18 protein-coding genes are annotated in these 17,156 nt (G+C 56.8%); 4 read left to right on the forward strand and 14 right to left on the reverse strand.

What is annotated here, in order from left to right; genetic code table 11:
• Nucleotides 1-82: 82 nt before the first annotated feature.
• Nucleotides 83-3,079, forward strand: a complete 2,997-nt coding sequence (locus ACR0BD_RS03255) for an ABC transporter transmembrane domain-containing protein (protein WP_480829392.1) — start codon at nt 83-85, stop codon at nt 3,077-3,079.
• On the opposite strand, the gene ACR0BD_RS03260 is transcribed toward ACR0BD_RS03255, so the two are convergent.
• The 9 genes from ACR0BD_RS03260 to ACR0BD_RS03300 all read right to left on the reverse strand — a co-directional run bounded on the left by ACR0BD_RS03260 (nt 3,076) and on the right by ACR0BD_RS03300 (nt 11,244).
• A complete protein-coding gene (locus tag ACR0BD_RS03260; RefSeq protein WP_480829394.1) occupies nt 3,076-3,363 on the reverse strand; it encodes an ArsR/SmtB family transcription factor in 288 nt (95 codons plus the stop codon). The genes ACR0BD_RS03255 and ACR0BD_RS03260 overlap by 4 nt on opposite strands.
• 109 nt (nt 3,364-3,472) lie before the next feature.
• Nucleotides 3,473-4,705 carry a mandelate racemase/muconate lactonizing enzyme family protein gene (locus ACR0BD_RS03265; RefSeq protein ID WP_480828873.1) on the reverse strand — a complete coding sequence of 411 codons (1,233 nt, stop codon included), beginning with the start codon at nt 4,703-4,705 and terminating at the stop codon, nt 3,473-3,475.
• A 23-nt stretch (nt 4,706-4,728) separates the two neighbouring features.
• Nucleotides 4,729-5,823 (reverse strand): Zn-dependent alcohol dehydrogenase, encoded by a 1,095-nt coding sequence (locus ACR0BD_RS03270; protein ID WP_480828875.1) that lies wholly within the window; start codon nt 5,821-5,823, stop codon nt 4,729-4,731.
• Between the two features lie 81 nt (nt 5,824-5,904).
• Nucleotides 5,905-7,104: a TCR/Tet family MFS transporter gene (locus tag ACR0BD_RS03275; RefSeq protein ID WP_480828876.1), complete on the reverse strand. Its 1,200-nt coding sequence runs from the start codon at nt 7,102-7,104 to the stop codon at nt 5,905-5,907.
• 67 nt (nt 7,105-7,171) lie between these two features.
• Nucleotides 7,172-7,897 (reverse strand): alpha/beta fold hydrolase, encoded by a 726-nt coding sequence (locus ACR0BD_RS03280; protein ID WP_480828877.1) that lies wholly within the window; start codon nt 7,895-7,897, stop codon nt 7,172-7,174.
• A gap of 14 nt (nt 7,898-7,911) precedes the next feature.
• A complete protein-coding gene (pcaD, locus tag ACR0BD_RS03285; RefSeq protein WP_480828879.1) occupies nt 7,912-8,700 on the reverse strand; it encodes a 3-oxoadipate enol-lactonase in 789 nt (262 codons plus the stop codon).
• 59 nt (nt 8,701-8,759) lie between these two features.
• Nucleotides 8,760-9,734, reverse strand: coding sequence for a threonine ammonia-lyase (locus ACR0BD_RS03290; RefSeq protein WP_480828881.1), 975 nt, complete (start codon nt 9,732-9,734; stop codon nt 8,760-8,762).
• Nucleotides 9,731-10,558: an alpha/beta fold hydrolase gene (locus ACR0BD_RS03295; protein WP_480828883.1), complete on the reverse strand. Its 828-nt coding sequence runs from the start codon at nt 10,556-10,558 to the stop codon at nt 9,731-9,733. Before ACR0BD_RS03295 ends, ACR0BD_RS03290 begins: the two co-directional genes overlap by 4 nt.
• The gene (locus ACR0BD_RS03300) at nt 10,558-11,244 is read right to left on the reverse strand and encodes a haloacid dehalogenase type II (protein ID WP_480828884.1); all 687 of its coding nucleotides are present in this window, start codon (nt 11,242-11,244) and stop codon (nt 10,558-10,560) included. Before ACR0BD_RS03300 ends, ACR0BD_RS03295 begins: the two co-directional genes overlap by 1 nt.
• Nucleotides 11,245-11,370: 126 nt before the next feature.
• Between ACR0BD_RS03300 and ACR0BD_RS03305 the strand changes: the two genes are divergently transcribed.
• A complete protein-coding gene (locus tag ACR0BD_RS03305; protein ID WP_480828885.1) occupies nt 11,371-11,799 on the forward strand; it encodes an FKBP-type peptidyl-prolyl cis-trans isomerase in 429 nt (142 codons plus the stop codon).
• A 22-nt stretch (nt 11,800-11,821) separates the two neighbouring features.
• Here the strand turns inward: ACR0BD_RS03305 and ACR0BD_RS03310 are convergent, their stop codons facing one another.
• From ACR0BD_RS03310 to fabA, 4 genes are read right to left on the reverse strand one after another with little or no spacing between them, the layout of a single operon-like run.
• The gene (locus ACR0BD_RS03310; protein WP_480828886.1) at nt 11,822-12,013 is read right to left on the reverse strand and encodes a hypothetical protein; all 192 of its coding nucleotides are present in this window, start codon (nt 12,011-12,013) and stop codon (nt 11,822-11,824) included.
• Between the two features lie 59 nt (nt 12,014-12,072).
• Nucleotides 12,073-12,864: an enoyl-ACP reductase FabI gene (locus ACR0BD_RS03315; RefSeq protein ID WP_480694849.1), complete on the reverse strand. Its 792-nt coding sequence runs from the start codon at nt 12,862-12,864 to the stop codon at nt 12,073-12,075.
• Nucleotides 12,865-12,869: 5 nt separating this feature from the next.
• The gene (fabB, locus tag ACR0BD_RS03320) at nt 12,870-14,099 is read right to left on the reverse strand and encodes a beta-ketoacyl-ACP synthase I (RefSeq protein WP_480694847.1); all 1,230 of its coding nucleotides are present in this window, start codon (nt 14,097-14,099) and stop codon (nt 12,870-12,872) included.
• A 31-nt stretch (nt 14,100-14,130) separates the two neighbouring features.
• Nucleotides 14,131-14,640, reverse strand: a complete 510-nt coding sequence (gene fabA / locus ACR0BD_RS03325) for a bifunctional 3-hydroxydecanoyl-ACP dehydratase/trans-2-decenoyl-ACP isomerase (protein ID WP_480517532.1) — start codon at nt 14,638-14,640, stop codon at nt 14,131-14,133.
• Nucleotides 14,641-14,827: 187 nt separating this feature from the next.
• On the opposite strand from fabA, the gene irrA reads away from it, so the two are divergent.
• The gene (irrA, locus tag ACR0BD_RS03330) at nt 14,828-15,244 is read left to right on the forward strand and encodes an iron response transcriptional regulator IrrA (protein WP_480694845.1); all 417 of its coding nucleotides are present in this window, start codon (nt 14,828-14,830) and stop codon (nt 15,242-15,244) included.
• 167 nt (nt 15,245-15,411) lie between these two features.
• Entirely contained in the window at nt 15,412-16,218 is an 807-nt protein-coding gene (locus ACR0BD_RS03335) for a phytanoyl-CoA dioxygenase family protein (RefSeq protein ID WP_480828887.1), read from the forward strand.
• Here the strand turns inward: ACR0BD_RS03335 and ACR0BD_RS03340 are convergent.
• A complete protein-coding gene (locus tag ACR0BD_RS03340; protein WP_480828888.1) occupies nt 16,206-17,129 on the reverse strand; it encodes a hypothetical protein in 924 nt (307 codons plus the stop codon). The genes ACR0BD_RS03335 and ACR0BD_RS03340 overlap by 13 nt on opposite strands.
• Nucleotides 17,130-17,156 lie beyond the last annotated feature (27 nt).

Genomic DNA, 17,156 nt, shown 5'->3' on the forward strand with positions numbered 1-17,156 from the left:
ACTTCGGGGTGTTGGATTTGCGACACATACGGCAAGATCGGGTCATTGATCCGCTATAGGGGCAGGTTCCATAGAACGCACAATCTTCCGATTTATTTGGGAATATTCGAAACGCGACCAGCTGATTTTGCTGGCCGTCACCTCGACCCTGTTCCCGCTGCTGTATCTGACGCTGGAGCTGCCCAAGCGGATTATCAACGATGCAATTGGTGCGGCCAGCCCCGTGGTGCGCGTTTTTGGATTTGATCTGCCACAGATGACATTTCTGATCATCCTGTGTTTCGCGTTTCTTGCGGCAGTTCTGGCCCACGGGTTGATGAAAATGCGGATCAACACGATGAAAGGCGTGTTGAGCGAACGCATGCTGCGCCGTTTTCGGTACCAGTTGATCAGCCGCGCTTTGCGCTTTCCGCAGCCCTATTTCGAACGGGTCAGTCAGGGCGAGATGGTGTCCATGATCACGGCGGAAAGCGAACCGATGGGCGGTCTGATGGGCGATGCAATCAGCCAGCCTGTTTTGCAGGCGGGGCAGATGATCACGATTCTGTCGTTCCTGTTCCTGCAAAGTGTTTGGTTTGGCTTGGCGGCAGTTGCGCTTATTCCGCTGCAGGCCTGGTTGATCCCCAAACTTCAGCGGCAAATCAACTTGCTGAACAAGGAACGCATCCAAGAGGTGCGAATACTGGCGGCGCAAATCGGTGAAAACGCTGCCGGGGCTTCGACCCTTAGGACCAATGGCGGGTGGCGTTACCGGCGCGCGATGATCTCTGACCAGCTCGGGCGCTTGTTCGGCATTCGGTTTGAGATCTATCAGAAGAAGTTCTTTATGAAGTTCATAAACAACTTCATCTCGCAGCTGACGCCTTTCATGTTCTATCTGGTGGGTGGTGTGCTTGTCCTGCAGGGATCTGTTTCGCTGGGTGCCTTGGTGGCGGCATTGGCGGCTTACAAGGATCTGAGCTCTCCTTGGAAAGAACTGCTGACTTATTACAACCAGACACAGGACATGTCTTTGCGCTGGGACGTTGTCATCGAACGGTTTGCCCCGCCCGGTATGGTGGATGAAAAACTGTTTGAAGAGGAACCAGCAGAGCAGCCTCGTCTGAACAGCGACATCGTTCTGGATCATGTTTCGGTTCGGGATATGGATGGCAACCAGGTGCTGGATGACCTGAACCTGACATTTGCCGGAGGGCAGACAATTGGTATAGCGGCGCCCAGCGAGGAAGACAGGCGCGCGATTGCTGAATTGCTGACGCGTGAAATACTGCCAACATCTGGTCGTCTGGAAATCGGGTCGGAAAGTCTGTCGGGACTGCATCAAAGCACTATCGCGGCGCGGATTGGCTATGCTTCGTCTCGGCCGATCATGTTTCAGGGAACGCTAGGCGACAACGTCATGATGCCCATGCGTTTCAAACCATTGACCGCGCAGACAGACGATCCCGGCTTTGCGGAAACCCAACGCGCCGGAAACAGCGCGGACCCGTTCAAGGCCGAGTGGTTGAACCCGTCTCTGGCCGGAGTGCAGGACGCGGGTGCGCTGCGTGACTGGTGGCTGCACCTGATCGACGGCATGGGTTCGGGCCCCGCCTTGTTCCAGCGCGGGGCGGAACAGGTATTCGAAGCGGATGATCATCTGGCACTTGCCCAGAAACTGGTCGAGCTGCGCCCTGTTATTCAAAAGGCCGTTCACGACGCCGGCCTCGAGCAGCAAGCGTTGATTTTTGACCGCTGCTGTTACAACCCAGCCCTTCCGGTGGCAGAAAACCTGTTGTTCGCAACGCCGCGCGTTCCGGTTACGCAGGAATTGCTGGCGCAGCAATCGGTGTTTCTGGGACAACTGCGCGAGTTGGGTCTGGACGAAACACTGGTCAACCTGACCCGCGATGTGGTCGATATGCTACGGCAGATCTTTGGACTGGATGGTACCGACCACCCGCTGTTCCGAAAATTGGGTCTCGAAGCGCAGACTTATGAAAGCGCGATAGAGCTATTGGAACGCACCCGTGACGAAGGTGTCTCGGGGTTGGACGACGAACAGCTTGCCAATTTGCTGGCGGTTCCAGTGGTCATTTCGGCCGAACAAATTGGCCCTGCATTTTCGGATGAATTGAAAAACCGCATCCTCGAGCTGCGTCACAGCCATTCTGACAAGCTTTTGGAAACGCTGCACGATGTGTTTGTTCCGCTTGATGCCTCAGAATTCGCCCCCGGCCTGACCGTGATGGAGAACGCGCTTTTTGGTAAAGTCAGCCAGATCGGAGGCGCACGGTCCGATGAGGTTCGAAAACTGATCGTGGACGTTTTGGACCAGAACGGTGCGCGCCCGCTGGTTGTCGAATTGATCTACGATGTGCCAGTTGCATTGGGGGGGCAGAATTTGCCAGCCGTATTCGCAGAACCCTTAGCGTTTACACGTGCGACCATCAAGAAACCCGACATTCTGGTTCTAGACAATGCGCTGGCCAGCTATGACATGGCGACACAGGTTGCGGTGTATAAGAACCTGCGCTCATTGCTGCCCGAGACGACGGTAATCTACCTGAACGAACAGTTCGACAACCCGGATGTTTTCGACGCGTATTTCGAAATACGACAGGGGCGGGTGGTGTCAGACGAAGGACCATCGGACGTGGAAGAAGACAGCGCCGCTTCGGCAGATCTGGCGCGCAAACTACGCGCGCTGGAGCAGACCCCCTTGTTCTCGGGCCTTGATCGTCGACAGCTACGCCTGCTGGCGTTTGGGGCGCGTTGGTTCGATGCCAAACCGGGCGAAATCGTATTCCTCAAGGATGATCAGCCGACCGATGGGGCTTATGTGGTTTTGGACGGCGAAGCAGGATTGTACCTTCCGCAGCAAAGCGGACCAGACCAGTTGATTGCGACCGTCGGGTCGGGTGCGTTGGTTGGAGAATTGGGGCTTATCCGCAAGGAACCTCGGGCGCTCAGCATGATCGCGGAAACCAACCTGTCCTGTTTGCGGATCGGCGAAGAAGAGTTTCTGGCCGTTGTCGAAAACGATGCCGCCACAGCCTTCAAACTGCTTCAGGTCATCGCCGGGTATGTGTCGAATTAACGCTGCGGCTTGCAGAACAGGTCATAAAGCAGTCCGATCACTTGGGCAGTATTTCCATCCTGCAGGGAATAGTAGATCGTCTTGCCGTCGCGACGGGTCGAAACCAGTCCCTCGCCGCGCAGTCGAGCCAACATCTGGCTGACCGCGGCCTGTCGGATATCGAGCAGTTTTTCCAGCTCACCCACTGATTTTTCGCCGTCTCCCAGATGGCACAAGATCATCAAGCGCCCTTCGTGTGCCAACGCCTTTAGAAACGTTGCCGCCCGCGCGGCACTGTCTTGCATATCGGACAAAGCATCTGCCTTGGTCTGAAGGTCATCTTCCTTGAGCGTCACTGCGGGCCTGCCTGCAACTAGGGGGTCGCTGTAATATGCCCCAGATTGCGGGCGGTTGTCACCCCTCGGTTGCAGGGGCACCACCTTGAAACGCGTTACCATTTACATAATCACAGGGATCTTCCTGCATCTGCAGATGTAGTCCGGTGTCTTGATAAGGGTGCGCACGGGCAAGATCCTCGTCAACTTCGATACCAAGCCCGGGCGCGGTTGGGGCGGTAACGAACCCATCTTCAACCTTTAGACACCCTTTGATCAGCGCGTCGTGGAACGGCGTTTCGATGGTCTCTAACAGCAAGATGTTTGGTATCGAGGCCGCCAGGTGAATGTTCGCCGCCCATTCAACCGGTCCGGCATATAGGTGAGGTGCCATCTGCGCATTGAAAACCTCAGCGATGGCGGCAACTTTCTTCATTTCCCAGATGCCCCCTGCGCGTCCCAGAGCAGGTTGCAGGATTTCGGCGGCACCCGCCCGCAAGACAGCGCTGAACTCGGCCTTTGTCGTCAAACGCTCGCCGGTGGCGACTGGGATACGGACGTTGCGCGCAACGCGTGCCATGTCTGCGATCATATCCGGTGGCGTAGGTTCCTCGAACCAGAGCGGGGAAAATGGCTCCAGCGCTTGTCCAAGCCGGATCGCACCGGCCGTGTTGAACTGGCCATGGGTGCCAAACAGAAGGTCCGCTTTATCGCCGACGGCTTCGCGGATCGCCTTGCAAAAGGCAACGGACATCGAAATGTCGGACATTGCGGGCATGTGCCCGCCACGTATCGTATAAGGCCCGGCTGGATCGAATTTGACGGCGGTGTACCCGCGCCGCACCATCTCGGCCGCGCATTCCCCGGCCTGATCAGGGGCGGTCCAAAAGTCGTTCAGGTTATGATGCGGTAGGGGGTAAAGGTATGTATAGGACCGAATACGTTCGTTCATCAGCCCGCCCAGCAGCGCATAGACGGGGCGATCACGATCTTTCCCGAGGATATCCCAGCACGCAATCTCGAGCCCGGAAAAGGCCCCCATCACGGTCAGGTCCGGGCGCTGAGTAAACCCGCTGGAATATGCCCGACGAAACATCAGTTCAATGTTCTCGGGGTTTTCACCTTGCATGTGACGTTCGAAAACGTCTCGAATGACATGTTGCATCGCGTCGGGGCCGACCGATGACGCGTAGCATTCACCCCAGCCCGTGATGCCTGTGTCCGTCGTGACCTTGACCAGGATCCAATAGCGCCCACCCCAGCCGGGGGCAGGCGGTGCGGTGATGATGATATCCAGATCCTGCAGCTTCATGGCATCTCCTCCGGCGCGTCTTGTCAGGTTCTGTCAAAGACGATGACGTTTCTTTTTGCTGATCCGGTTTTGGTATCGGCGATCGCATCATTGATTTGCGACAATGACCAACGGCCCGAGATCAGCTCATCCAGTTTCAAGCGGCCCTGTTCGTAAAAGTCGATCATCCACGGGATATCCCGCTGAATGACAACGTCGCCCATTTTGGACCCGACCAAACCCTGACCCAGCGCGGCCAGAATTACCGGTTCGTAATTTGCGGTATCACCGGAATGAGGCATCCCGATCATGACCGCCTTACCGCCCGGTCCCAGATATCTGGGTGCCTGATCATAGGCTGGAATTGCACCAACGGTGATCAGAACAGCGTCTGCTCCGCGCCCGCCCAACGCTTTGTAGGCGTCTTTCCACGGCGTTCCAGAGGTCGCCAACACGCCGTGCGTTGCCCCAAATTCCATCGCAATACCCAGCTTTTCCTCCGTCACATCGACGGCCACGATGCGCCGCGCTCCGGCAATGCGCGCGCCCTGGATTGCGTTCAGTCCGACACCTCCGGCACCAATCACAACCACGTCTTGTCCCGGACGAAGACCAGCCGCGTTTACCGCCGCGCCGACGCCGGTAATCACCCCGCAGGACAACAAGCTTGCCACGTCTTTTGGCATGGTCTCGGGTATTTTCACGATCTGGCGATGGCTGACCACAACCTTTTCCGCGAAAGCGCCGCACGCCATAGCTTGCTCGAGCGGTCCACCATCGGATGTGCGCAGTGGCCCCTTGACCGTGTCATAAGGCGTTTCGCAGATTGTTGGCTTGCCCCCCGCGCAGGATGGGCAGGACCCGCAAGCGCGGATCAGTGTCACAACCACCGCGTCGCCAACCTCAAAATCACCGGCGGATGATCCGACGGCCGTGATGACGCCTGCGGCCTCGTGCCCATAAACTGCCGGCAGAAATCCACCCCACGCGCCGCTGGCATATGAGATGTCCGAGTGACAGATGGCGACGGCGTCCAGTGTCACCTCAACCTCGCCAGACCCCGGAGGTGCGATTTGCACGTCTTCGATGATCAGAGGCTCGTCAAACGCCCTGCAGACGGCGGCTTTGATTGTTTGCATTGCTTCCCTCGTTCGCTTTGGACCACGGTGGCGTGCTCGAAAGCGTATCGCAAGGCGGAAACCGTCACGGATATGTCGTTGTTAGGCCTTTACGTTGCGTGCTTTGATAAACAGCGCAAAGCCTATGACCATCAGAACCATGGCCAGCAAAAATGGGGCACCGGGCAAGTAGATGCCAGATCCGGGTCTGGCAAAATGGGCAAAGACACTGGTCATGAGCAGAGGCGAAATCACCATGGAAAGCGCGTGAAGGGATGTCAGAACGCCCTGCAATTCGCCCTGTTGCGAATCCGGCGTCGCGCGGGACGTCATGGCCTGAAGCGCTGGCGTAACGACCGCGCCCAGAGCGGTGATTGGGATCAGCATAAGCGCAATGAACCCGTTCGTCAGAAATGCCAGCAGAAGGAAGCTGAGAATTTCGAAACCCATCCCATAGATAATCGTCACCCGTTCGCCCAGATATCTGGTGGCGGGGCGGATCAACCCGCCCTGAACAGCCGCCATGCCAATGCCATAGACCCCAAGGGACAGGCCGATCATCTGCGGTGACCACCCAAACCTTTCGGTGGTGAAGTAAGCCCAGATGGCAGGGTAGACGTAAATCGAAACGGAATAGAGGAAATACACCCACAACAGGGGCCGAATACCCGGCAAAGCAGCGATTGCACTCAGGGAATTTATCGGGTTCGCGCGCTTCAGGCTGAATGCCCTGCGTGTTTTGTCGGTTACTGTTTCTGGCATCACAAACAGGCCGAACACAAACGTCAGTCCCGACAAACAGGCCGCTGCCCAGAAAGGCGCGCGGGTGCCATATTCGCTCAGCAGACCACCGATCACGGGGCCCAGCACAAAACCTACACCGAAGGCGGCGCCTAAAAGGCCAAAGTTCGCGGCCTTTTCCGCAGGCTTCGATACATCCGCCATGAACGCGGCTGCAGTCGCGTGTGTGGCTGCTGTGATCCCGCCGACAACTCTACCTGCCAGCAGCAGCCAGATGCTGCCCGCCATAGCCATCACTACATAGTCGAGCGACATCACAAACAGCGACACCAGAAGGATAATTCGACGTCCATACGCATCTGAGAGATTGCCGAGCACCGGACCAAATACGAATTGCATCGCCGCGAATACGGTACTGAGGACACCGCCCCAAATCGCTGCGCTGGCAAGTGTTCCGCCCTGAACCTCGACAATGAGTTCCGGCATGATTGGCAGCACCAGACCTATGCCCATGGCATCGATCATGACTGTCAGCAGAACGAAGAAATAGGGCAGGCGCATGAAAACCGCAGATTGGTGATTTCGGTTACTCTAGTTAGACGCGGTCGCGTGTCAAAGACATCCGTGATCAGTCTTGCGTGGTGAGTGCGTTTTCAATCGTGCTGAGGACTTCTGCAAGCTCGGCGGGATGCGAGAAGAACGGTGAATGCCCGCTGTTCATGTTGTGGCGCATGTGCGCTGGAACACTGTGGCTCATTTGTTCTTGATACTCGGTTGGGATCGTTTGGTCATCCAATGTGCGAATATAGGCTTTTGGAACGCTTGAGAAATTTTCGCCTAAGGGGAGGGAGGTGTCTTGCGGCGCGATCGCCTGTGGGCACAGGCGGGCAAAGGCGTATGGCGTAATTTCCGGTGCGCAGTCATGATAAAAAAGACCCTGAACCTTGTCAGGTTTTACGGAATATGACAGCCCATCAGCCGACTTTTCAACGGCATCCCCAATGGTTTGCCGCGGGGATTGTTTTCGCATTTCGATCATCGACAGCCCGTCACGCGGAACGTAAGCGCAGAGGTACACCAGCGCACGCATGGCTTTGGGGTTTTCCTCAGCGGCCGCGCTTATCGGGTAACCACCCCAGGAATGGCCGACGATGATAGTTTGCGGTGTGCTTGCCGACAGCACGGCGTCGCGACAATTCCAAAGCGTCACATCGCCGATGGGTGTCGGATCGGCACCGTGGCTTGGCATGTCAATAGTGCGTGCCGTATGCCCCAACTTTTCGAGCGCGGGGATCAGATCGCGCCAGCACCACGCTCCATGGCACGATCCATGAACCAAAAGGAATTCCGCCACAGCTTTGCTCCTTTTTATATATGTCCGATGTCGGTCAAAAACGCCCGCAACAGATCGGCATATTCGGCGGGGCGCTCGACACATGGCAGGTGTCCCGCTCGGCGTATCAATTCAAAGCGAGAGCCCGGGATCAAATCAATGGTCTCTCTTACCAGATCGGGCGGGGTAGAGCCATCCTCGCTGCCCGCAATTCCCAAGGTTGGCAGGCGCAGGCCGCTTGTCGGTGTGTAGAAATCGGTGCCTGAGATTGCGGCGCAACAGCCCACATAACCGTGCTGCGATTGACGGACCATCATATTGCGCCAAAGCAAATGCTCGGGCGAGGCAAGGAAATCCTTGGAAAACCAACGGGTCATGGTTGCATCGGCCAACGCTTCGATACCGTCCGCCTGAACTGCGTCCATCCTGTCCTGCCACATCGCAGGCGTTCCGATTTTGGCGGCCGTGTTTGAGAGGACAAGACCGCGGATCAGGTCAAGTCGTTTGACCGCGAGACCCTGTGCAATCAAGCCGCCGATCGAAAGGCCCACGAACACGCAGTCGCGCACCTCAAGATGGTCCAGCAGGCGTTCTGCGTCCCGTACTAGTGTTCCCATCGAATATGGGGCTGTTGGTGCCGAGGACAGCCCGTGTCCTCGCTTGTCGAATCTGACGATCCGAAGACCAGCGGGCAAAAACGGCAATATCGCATCCCAAAGGCGCAGATCTGTCCCCAGCGAGTTGGCGAAAACAATGGGCGGTCCGTCGGGATCTCCGTCGATCTGGTAATGGATTTGCACATCTCCGAAATCTGCAATTTGCATTGTATGATCTCCGTTCATCCCCGTAGAAGCCGCCAATCTGCCCGACACATCGCAGACGGTCAGGTCAGGAATTCCAGCGCTTTGCCAAAAATCGCTGGATCGGCATTCCCGCCAGACGCGACAACGATCACCGCGTCCCCTTCGATTTCGTCACTGCGAAATAGTGCCGATGCAAGCGAAACGGCTCCGCCCGGTTCAAGCGTGATCTTTAGGCGGAGGAAGGCCAGGGCCATTGCGTGCAATGCCTCGTCTTCTGACACCGAAAGGCCCGGCCCGCACAATCGGTTGAGAATTGGAAAAGTAATGTCACCGGGCTGCGGGGTCAGGATCGCGTCGCAGATGTTGCCGGAAGCCGCTGGATTGCTTTGAATGCTACCGGCAGCAAGCGAACGTTTGATGTCATCAAAACCCTCTGGCTCACACGGGCGGGCGCGCAGACCGGGGGCATGCCCCTCAAGCGCCAGGGCGATCCCTGATGTCAGGCCTCCGCCCCCGCAACAGACCAGAACATCGGCGTTTTGAACGCCCAGTTCCGCAGCTTGGCGGGCGATCTCAAGGCCAACAGTGCCTTGCCCGGCTATTACCTGAGGTTCGTCATAGGGTCGGATCAAGGTCAAACCGCGCTCGGCGGCTATGGCCTCGCCGATATCTTCCCGGCTTTCGTTGGCGCGGTCGTATAAAACGACCTCTCCGCCCAGGGCGCGAGTATTTTCGATCTTAAGTTGCGGTGCATCCGACGGCATTACGATGACAGAAGAAATGCCGTGCAGTGCTGCGGCATAAGCCACGCCTTGCGCATGGTTCCCCGAAGAATAGGCGATCACGCCGCGTTGACGATCCGCAGCGCTGAGCGCTGAAATAGCCGACCATGCCCCGCGGAATTTGAAGCTGCCCGTGTGCTGCAGGCATTCCGGTTTCACAAGCACTCGTCGACCCGCCAGTTCATCCAGAAACGGAGAGGTCAAAAGAGGGGTCACCCGCGCGTGCCCATCCAAGCGGGTTGCAGCGGCTTCGATCATGTCCAGCGTGCTCATACGGCGTCCAATACCTTTCGAATAAGGTCAAGAGAGTCCGGCTCATCCAGAAATGGCGCATGGCCGCGATCCGGTACTTCGACGGACAAAAGGCCGGGGTGTCTTACATGCATCTGGGTCAGAGTGTCTTTTCCCAAAATATCAGAGTTCTGTCCCCGAATAGCGCCCGTCGGGATATCTTTCAGCGCTTCGAAAAACAACCACATGTCGGGGATTGCCCCTGCCGCGGCCTGCTCTAACAATGCCTTGCGCAGGGCAGGGTCATATCGCATCCGAAGGCCTTGCGCGGTTTCTTCGTATTGAATCCGGGCTTGCTGTTGCCAACGCGTCAGGGACACGCCGGGAAACATCGGCTCCATAAGGTGCTTTAATGCAAGCGCGGCCTCGTCGTAGGTTTTTGCAGCGGGTTGCTTGCCGACATAGTCCATGATCTTTGCGATCCCGGACAGCTCAAGCACGGGCCCGACATCGTTCAGGACGACCCCCGACAGGCGTTCGGGATGGCTGGCGGCCAAAGCCATCGCGATAAGCCCACCGCGCGATGTTCCTATGACGGTGACCCGATCAAGCCCGAGGTGATCCAGCAATTCGACCACGTCGTGAGATTCGCGCAAAACGTTGTAGTTCATGAAGTCAGGATCATAGTCCGACTGACCACGTCCCCGATAATCCATGGCGATCACGCGCATGTCGGAAAGATGCGGGGCGAGGAAGGAAAAATCGCGGGTATTACGTGTCAAACCTGCAAGACACAGGACGGGTTTACCCGAGCCCGTGTCCTCAAAATACAGGTTGATGCCGTCTGAGGTCTTGAAAAAGGGCATCAGAGTCCAGCGATCTGCGGAATGGTTGTGAGGTCCGACAGAACATGTGCGGGTTTCCACGGTAACCGGTCCATCGGCTCGCCTGCACGATTCACCCAAGTGGTGACAAAGCCGTATCCACTGGCGCCAGCGGCATCCCATCCGTTTGAGCTGACGAACAGAACTTCGTCACGTGAACCGCCAAAACGCTGTTGAACAAGGTCGTAAACCGTTGAGTGCGGTTTGAAGACGCCAACACTCTCGACAGACAAAACGTCATCCAGCACATCGCCTATGCCAGCCGACTGCACTGCACCATCCAGCATCGGCGGTGACCCGTTTGACAGGATTGCGGTCTGCAATCCTCCGGCTTTCAAAGCGGCAAGCATCTGGGGCACCTCGGGGTAAGCCTGCAGTTCCCAATACAAGTCAAGAAGGCGCTGCCGCAGTTTTGCGTCGCCGTCCAAACCGGCGGCTTCCAGTGCCCAGTCCAAGCCGTCTTGTGTGACGTCCCAGAAATCCGCATGCGCATTGGCAACCGCGCGCAGCCACGTGTATTGCAGCTGCTTAAGCCGCCAATGGTTCGCCACCTCGGGCCATTTGTCTTGCAAAGCTTCAAAACCCGGCTCGGTCGCAGCTTGACGGGCCGCAGCGGCAACATCGAACAGCGTGCCGTAGGCATCAAAAACACAAGTTGTAATCGGCATTTCATCCCCTCCCTCGGTCGGGCGCAGGTTTGCACAACGCTGCGGCGCTTAAAAGAGGGAAGGGTTTACAAAGACGTGTCAGACCGTAGGTTTGGCCGTTCAACTCTTTGAAGGCCGGAGGCCAAAATGACCGCAATCAAGCAGGGCGACACTGTTCGCATTCACTATACCGGGACGTTGCTGGACGGGAACGTATTCGACAGTTCGGATGGGCGGGACCCGTTGGAATTTGTGGTCGGATCCGGCCAGATCATACCGGGACTGGATAGTGCCATGCCGGGTCTGGCAGTGGGCGATAAGAAGCGGGTCGAGATTGCCTGCATTGATGCCTACGGCCCCATCAATCCGGCCATGCGGCAGGACATCCCGCGCGAGGGCATCCCCGATGACATCCCGCTGGAGCCGGGTTCGCAACTTCAGATGCAGACACCGGATGGTCAGGTTATGCCGGTTACAGTCGTTGAAGCCAACGAGGCAACTGTAACTCTGGATGCCAACCACCCGTTGGCGGGTCAGGACCTGACTTTTGACATTGAAGTCGTCTCAATCAACTGACCGTATTGGCAGTCAGAGTGGGTCAGCCCGCAGCCAGGCTGGCCCATGATACAAAGGCTGTACGGATTTGCGGTTGTGTGAAAAACACGAATAAAATCAATAGTGTTGTCAGCACCAACAGCGCCAAGCGCCCGCGTACAGTCAAAAAACCCGGTTTGCGTCTGGACCGCGAACTGCGCTTGTTGCTTTCAAGTATGTGATCGGCTTTGCTCATGCCGATATCTCTGCCGGTGAAAGATGGTCAAATCTGGGCACCGGCAGGGAAAGTTCAGGTCACATGAAATCTGGTTGCGGCATTCCCAGCACATGGAAACCACCGTCGACGCGGATAATCTCCCCCGACGTACAAGCCCCGGCATCCGAGGTCAGATAGACTGCGGTCCCGCCAACGGCCTCGAGCGTCGCGTTCGAACGCATTGGCGCATTGTTATCGCAGAACTTGTAGGTTTTACGCGCACCGCCGATTGCTGCACCGGCCAACGTCTTCATTGGGCCGGGCGAGATTGCGTTGACGCGAATCCCTTCGGGGCCCAGATCATTGGCCAAATAACGTGTCGCCGATTCCAGTGCAGCCTTGGCTACGCCCATCACGTTGTAGTTCGGTACAACACGATTCGATCCCTGATAGGTCAGCGTTAAAAGCGTACCGCCATTGTCTTTCATCAGCGGATACGCGCGCCGTGCAACTTCGATAAACGAGTACGCGGACACATCCATCGAGTGTTTGAAATTCGCGCGCGTCGTATTCAGAAACCGGCCCGTCAGTTCGGACTTGTCCGAATAAGCGATTGCGTGGACCACAAAATCAATCGTCGGCCAGCGTTCGCCCAGTTCCGAAAAAGCCCGATCTAACGAGTCGTCATCGGTGACATCCGCATCAACCATGAAATCGCTGCCGAGGCTTTGGGCCAAAGGTTCCAACCTTTTGCCGAATGCCTCGCCCTGATAGGTGAAAGCCAGCTCGGCACCAGCCTCGTGCATGGCCTTGGCGATACCCCAGGCGATCGAGCGGTCGTTCGCCACGCCCATGATCAGGCCGCGTTTACCTTTAAGAAGATCCGACATCACATTCACCCGTTAAACTTTGACAGAACCATGGATCCATTCGTGCCACCAAAGCCAAAGCTGTTGGTCATCACACTGTCCAAACCCGCGTTTTCAACCACTTGAGTTGCAATTTCACCGGGCAGAATGCCTTCGGCAAGAGTGTCGACGTTAATCGACGGTGTTATAAAGTCGTTGTCCAGCATCAAAAGGCAGAAGATCGCCTCTAGCGCGCCAGCCGCACCCTGCGCATGGCCGGTCATCGACTTGGTCGACGAAATGGGCGGCACGTTGCCTTCGCCAAAGATACGGCGCACTGCTTCGACCTCGCCCACATCACCGACTGGGGTCGAGGTGCCGTGGGCGTTGATGTAGTCAACCTTTCGCCCTTCGGGCAAGGTCGATAACGCCAAACGCATCGCGCGTTCGCCGCCTTCGCCCGATGGGGCTACCATGTCGTGGCCATCGGATGTGGCCGCATAGCCGGTTACCTCGGCGTAGATCTTGGCGCCGCGTGCCAACGCGTGATCCAGATCTTCAAGCACGACGATGCCGCCACCGCCCGAGATCACGAACCCGTCGCGGTCCTGATCAAACGCACGAGAGGCTTTTTCGGGCGTGTCGTTGTATTTGGACGACATCGCGCCCATCGCGTCGAACAGGCAGGACAGGGTCCAGTCCAGCTCTTCGCCGCCGCCAGCGAACATCACGTCCTGCTTACCCAGCATGATCTGTTCTGCCGCGTTACCGATGCAGTGCAGCGAAGTTGAACAGGCCGAGGTGATCGAATAGTTGATGCCCTTGATCTTGAACGCAGTCGCCAAGTTCGCGGAAATGGTTGAGCACATGCATTTGGGCACTGCAAACGGGCCGATACGTTTCGTCGCACCGTTCTTCAGAACGGTCTGATGAGCCGTCAGCATGGCACTGGTCGACGGGCCGCCAGAACCGGCCACCAACCCCGTGCGTGGGTTCACGACCTGATCTTCACTTAGACCGGAATCCGCAATAGCTTGGCTCATTGCAATATGGGCGTAGGCCGCGCCGGGCCCCATGAACCGCAGCGTCCGCTTGTCCACATGTTCGGCTACGTTGATTTTCAGCGACCCGGCGATCTGGCTGCGAAAGCCGTGCTCAATCATCTGCTCATTGGCTTCGATGCCGGATTTTCCGGATTTGAGTGAGGCCAAAACCTCTGCGGCATTGTTCCCGATGGAGGAGACAATCCCCAAACCGGTGACAACTACTCGACGCATGTGCGTGCTCCTTATTTCGAGCCGATCAGGCTCAGGCTTCGGACAGAACGACTTTCATGTCCTTGACGTCGTAAATCATTTCACCGTCCGCTTCGACGATTCCGTCTGCGACACCCATGGTCAGGCGACGCGTCTGGATCGCTTTTTTGAAATCGATTTTATAAGTCAGCATCTTACGGTCCGGGCGGACCATGCCGGTCAGCTTGACCTCGCCCACACCGACGGCCATGCCGCGCCCCTGCCAGCCACGCCAACCCAGATTGAAGCCCGTCAGTTGCCACAATCCGTCAAGGCCAAGACAACCGGGCATGATCGGGTTGCCCGGAAAATGGCAGTCAAAGAACCATAGGTCAGGCGTAATGTCGAACTCGGCCAGTACGTGGCCCTTACCATGTTCACCTCCATCAGCCGAGATATCGGTGATACGGTCCATCATCAACATTGGTGGGGCGGGCAACTGCGCATTGCCGGGGCCGAATAATTCGCCACGGGCGCATTTCAGCAGATCATCCTTGTCAAAGCTGCTCGGGAATTGGGCCATTCTGCCGCCTCTCCTGCCGGGGTTCGTTCATTTAATCTGGCCTCGTCTAGCACCCGTTAGCAAGGTCCTGCAAGAGCGGCGGCCCACATCCTGTTGTGTTCAGTCTATTCTTTGCGAATGAATTTCATTTGAAATTACCTGAGTACAACACCTATATATATACCAGCAACAAAACGGTATCGGATTCATGACACCAGAAAGCCAGAGCATCGCCACCGATTGGTTGGTTCAAGCCGGACTGCGCCCGACGCGGCAACGCGTGGCCTTGGCTGAACTTCTGGTGGGTGATGGCCGTCATCGCCATGTAACGGCGGAAAGCCTGTTTGAATCGGCCAAGAAGAATGGCGATGCTGTTTCGCTCGCCACTGTTTACAACACGTTACGTGCGTTCTGTGATGCAGGTGTGTTGCAGGAAATCACTGTGGATGGGTCGAAAAGCTATTTCGATACCAATACGCACGACCACCCGCATTTCTTCTGGGAAGACGAGGGTCGCCTGAGCGACGCACCGTCCGAAGAGTTGGTGATTCAGCGTCTGCCCAAAGCGCCGGAAGGTGTGGAAATCGCGTCCGTCGACGTGGTAATCCGTCTGCGCAAGAAGTAACTAACAACTGTTTCTGATGTCAGGCTGACGTGGTACCCACGCGCGCAGCCGTATTAGCTTAGACGCTGGCCAATGCCAACGCTAGGCTGGCGGTGACTTCTAAAGTTAGGGCTTGAACAAGGTCTCGCACCCCAGGCAAAACACCCGAAATTCTACCGGAGACCAAGATGACCCACCCACTTGTTACGCAAGAGATGATCGATACCTATCAGCGCGACGGTGTGGTTTTGGTCAAGGGGCTGTTCGCAGACTACGTGAATACCCTTCGGGAAGGTATTGAAACCAATATGGTCACGCCGGGCCCCTATGCTTCGGACAACAAAAAGCAGGGTGAAACAGGTCTGTTCTTTGATGATTACTGCAATTGGTCGCGTATCGAACAGTTCCAAGATGTCGTTCATAACTCTCCAGCTGCCGAGGTAGCCGCGGATCTGATGCAATCCAACACGGTTCAGATGTTTCACGACCATGTTTTGGTCAAAGAACCCGGTACGTCGATGGCGACGCCGTGGCATCAGGACGGTCCCTATTATTTTGTCGAAGGTCAACAAACCATCAGCTTCTGGTCTCCTCTTGACCCGGTCAAACAAGCGACGTTGCGATGCGTCGCCGGATCGCATCGATGGGAGAAAGAGGTGCTGCCGACCCGTTGGGTGTCAGAGGCAGGTTTCTTTCCGGATGAAGGGCAATACATTCCCGTGCCCGACCCGGATGCCGAGGGCATGACCGTGGCGGAGTTTGAGATGGAGCCTGGCGACGCTGTGGCGTTTAATTACCGTACTTTGCACGGGGCGCGCGGAAACCATTCTGACAGCCGTCGTCGGGCATTTTCCCTGCGTCTTGTCGGTGATGACGCCCGCTATGTCGAAAGGCCGGGGCGCACGTCTCCGCCTTTCCCGGGGCATGATATGGTGCCGGGCCAACGCTTGCGCCAGGACTGGTTTCCCATTCTGTTGCGCCGTCAGAACCACTGACCGGTTTCGATAAGGCCCAAGTCCAGCAATTGACCCGAGGTCCATTCGAACGCAATCGAGTTGCGCCACTGAAACGTCGGGATATCGAACGTCGAACCGGCATTGGACTTGAGCGCTTTGGCCGCCCGGAAAGAACAGATTGCCGCTGTCAGATTGTGGTGCCATGGGCAGGAATAGGTGTTGTATTCCGGCGCGTCAAAACTGTGGTCCGGTAGGATATGCAGCCCTTTTTGGGATTTGAATAATCCTATCCGATCAATCCGGCGGCGTTCATAGGGTATGTGATCTTCGAATCGCCACCGCAAGCCACCGGACATGTCGAGCTGCCTTTCGACGGGATGTCCTTCGGTCGTGTGCCGCGCATGGGCGTAATAGCCGACCCTGTCCAACATCGCCCGATCCGGGGCGACCCCGTTTGGGTAGGCACTGAGGTCATCGGCGTAGAGGTCCACCACATGGGTCAGCATCGCGTTCCGACGCTCTTCCGTGTGAAAGGCCAGCATCTCTCCGACCGAGCGGGTCTCGCAGAAGGGAAAGAACAGGTATTCGGCGTTGTAGCAGTAATACATCCACAGGTCGGGTGCCGATTGGATCACTTTGTTAATGGTCTCGAACACCACCGTTCGTGGCGCACAAGTCAGCGTGACCCTGTGTATCCTGTCAGACAGATCGGGGCTGAGCACAAACTCGGCGGGCATAAAGGCGATCAGGGATTTGAAGCCGAGATTCAGATGGTGTCGTATCGTGCTTTCCACCTCGACATTGTCTTCGGCGAAAATCAGGGCGATTGGACCCTTGGCAAGCGCTATGCGGCCAGATTGCAGGAAAGAGGAAAGGGTGTCGTACTGCATCGCCTGTTTGGTTCCGCTTTGCTGGCGTTTTCGGACAAAATCAGGTAATCGCGCGGGCATTGCAAGCGGCGTTCGTTGAGTATAGAC

This window comes from Ruegeria sp. G5 (assembly GCF_056533365.1).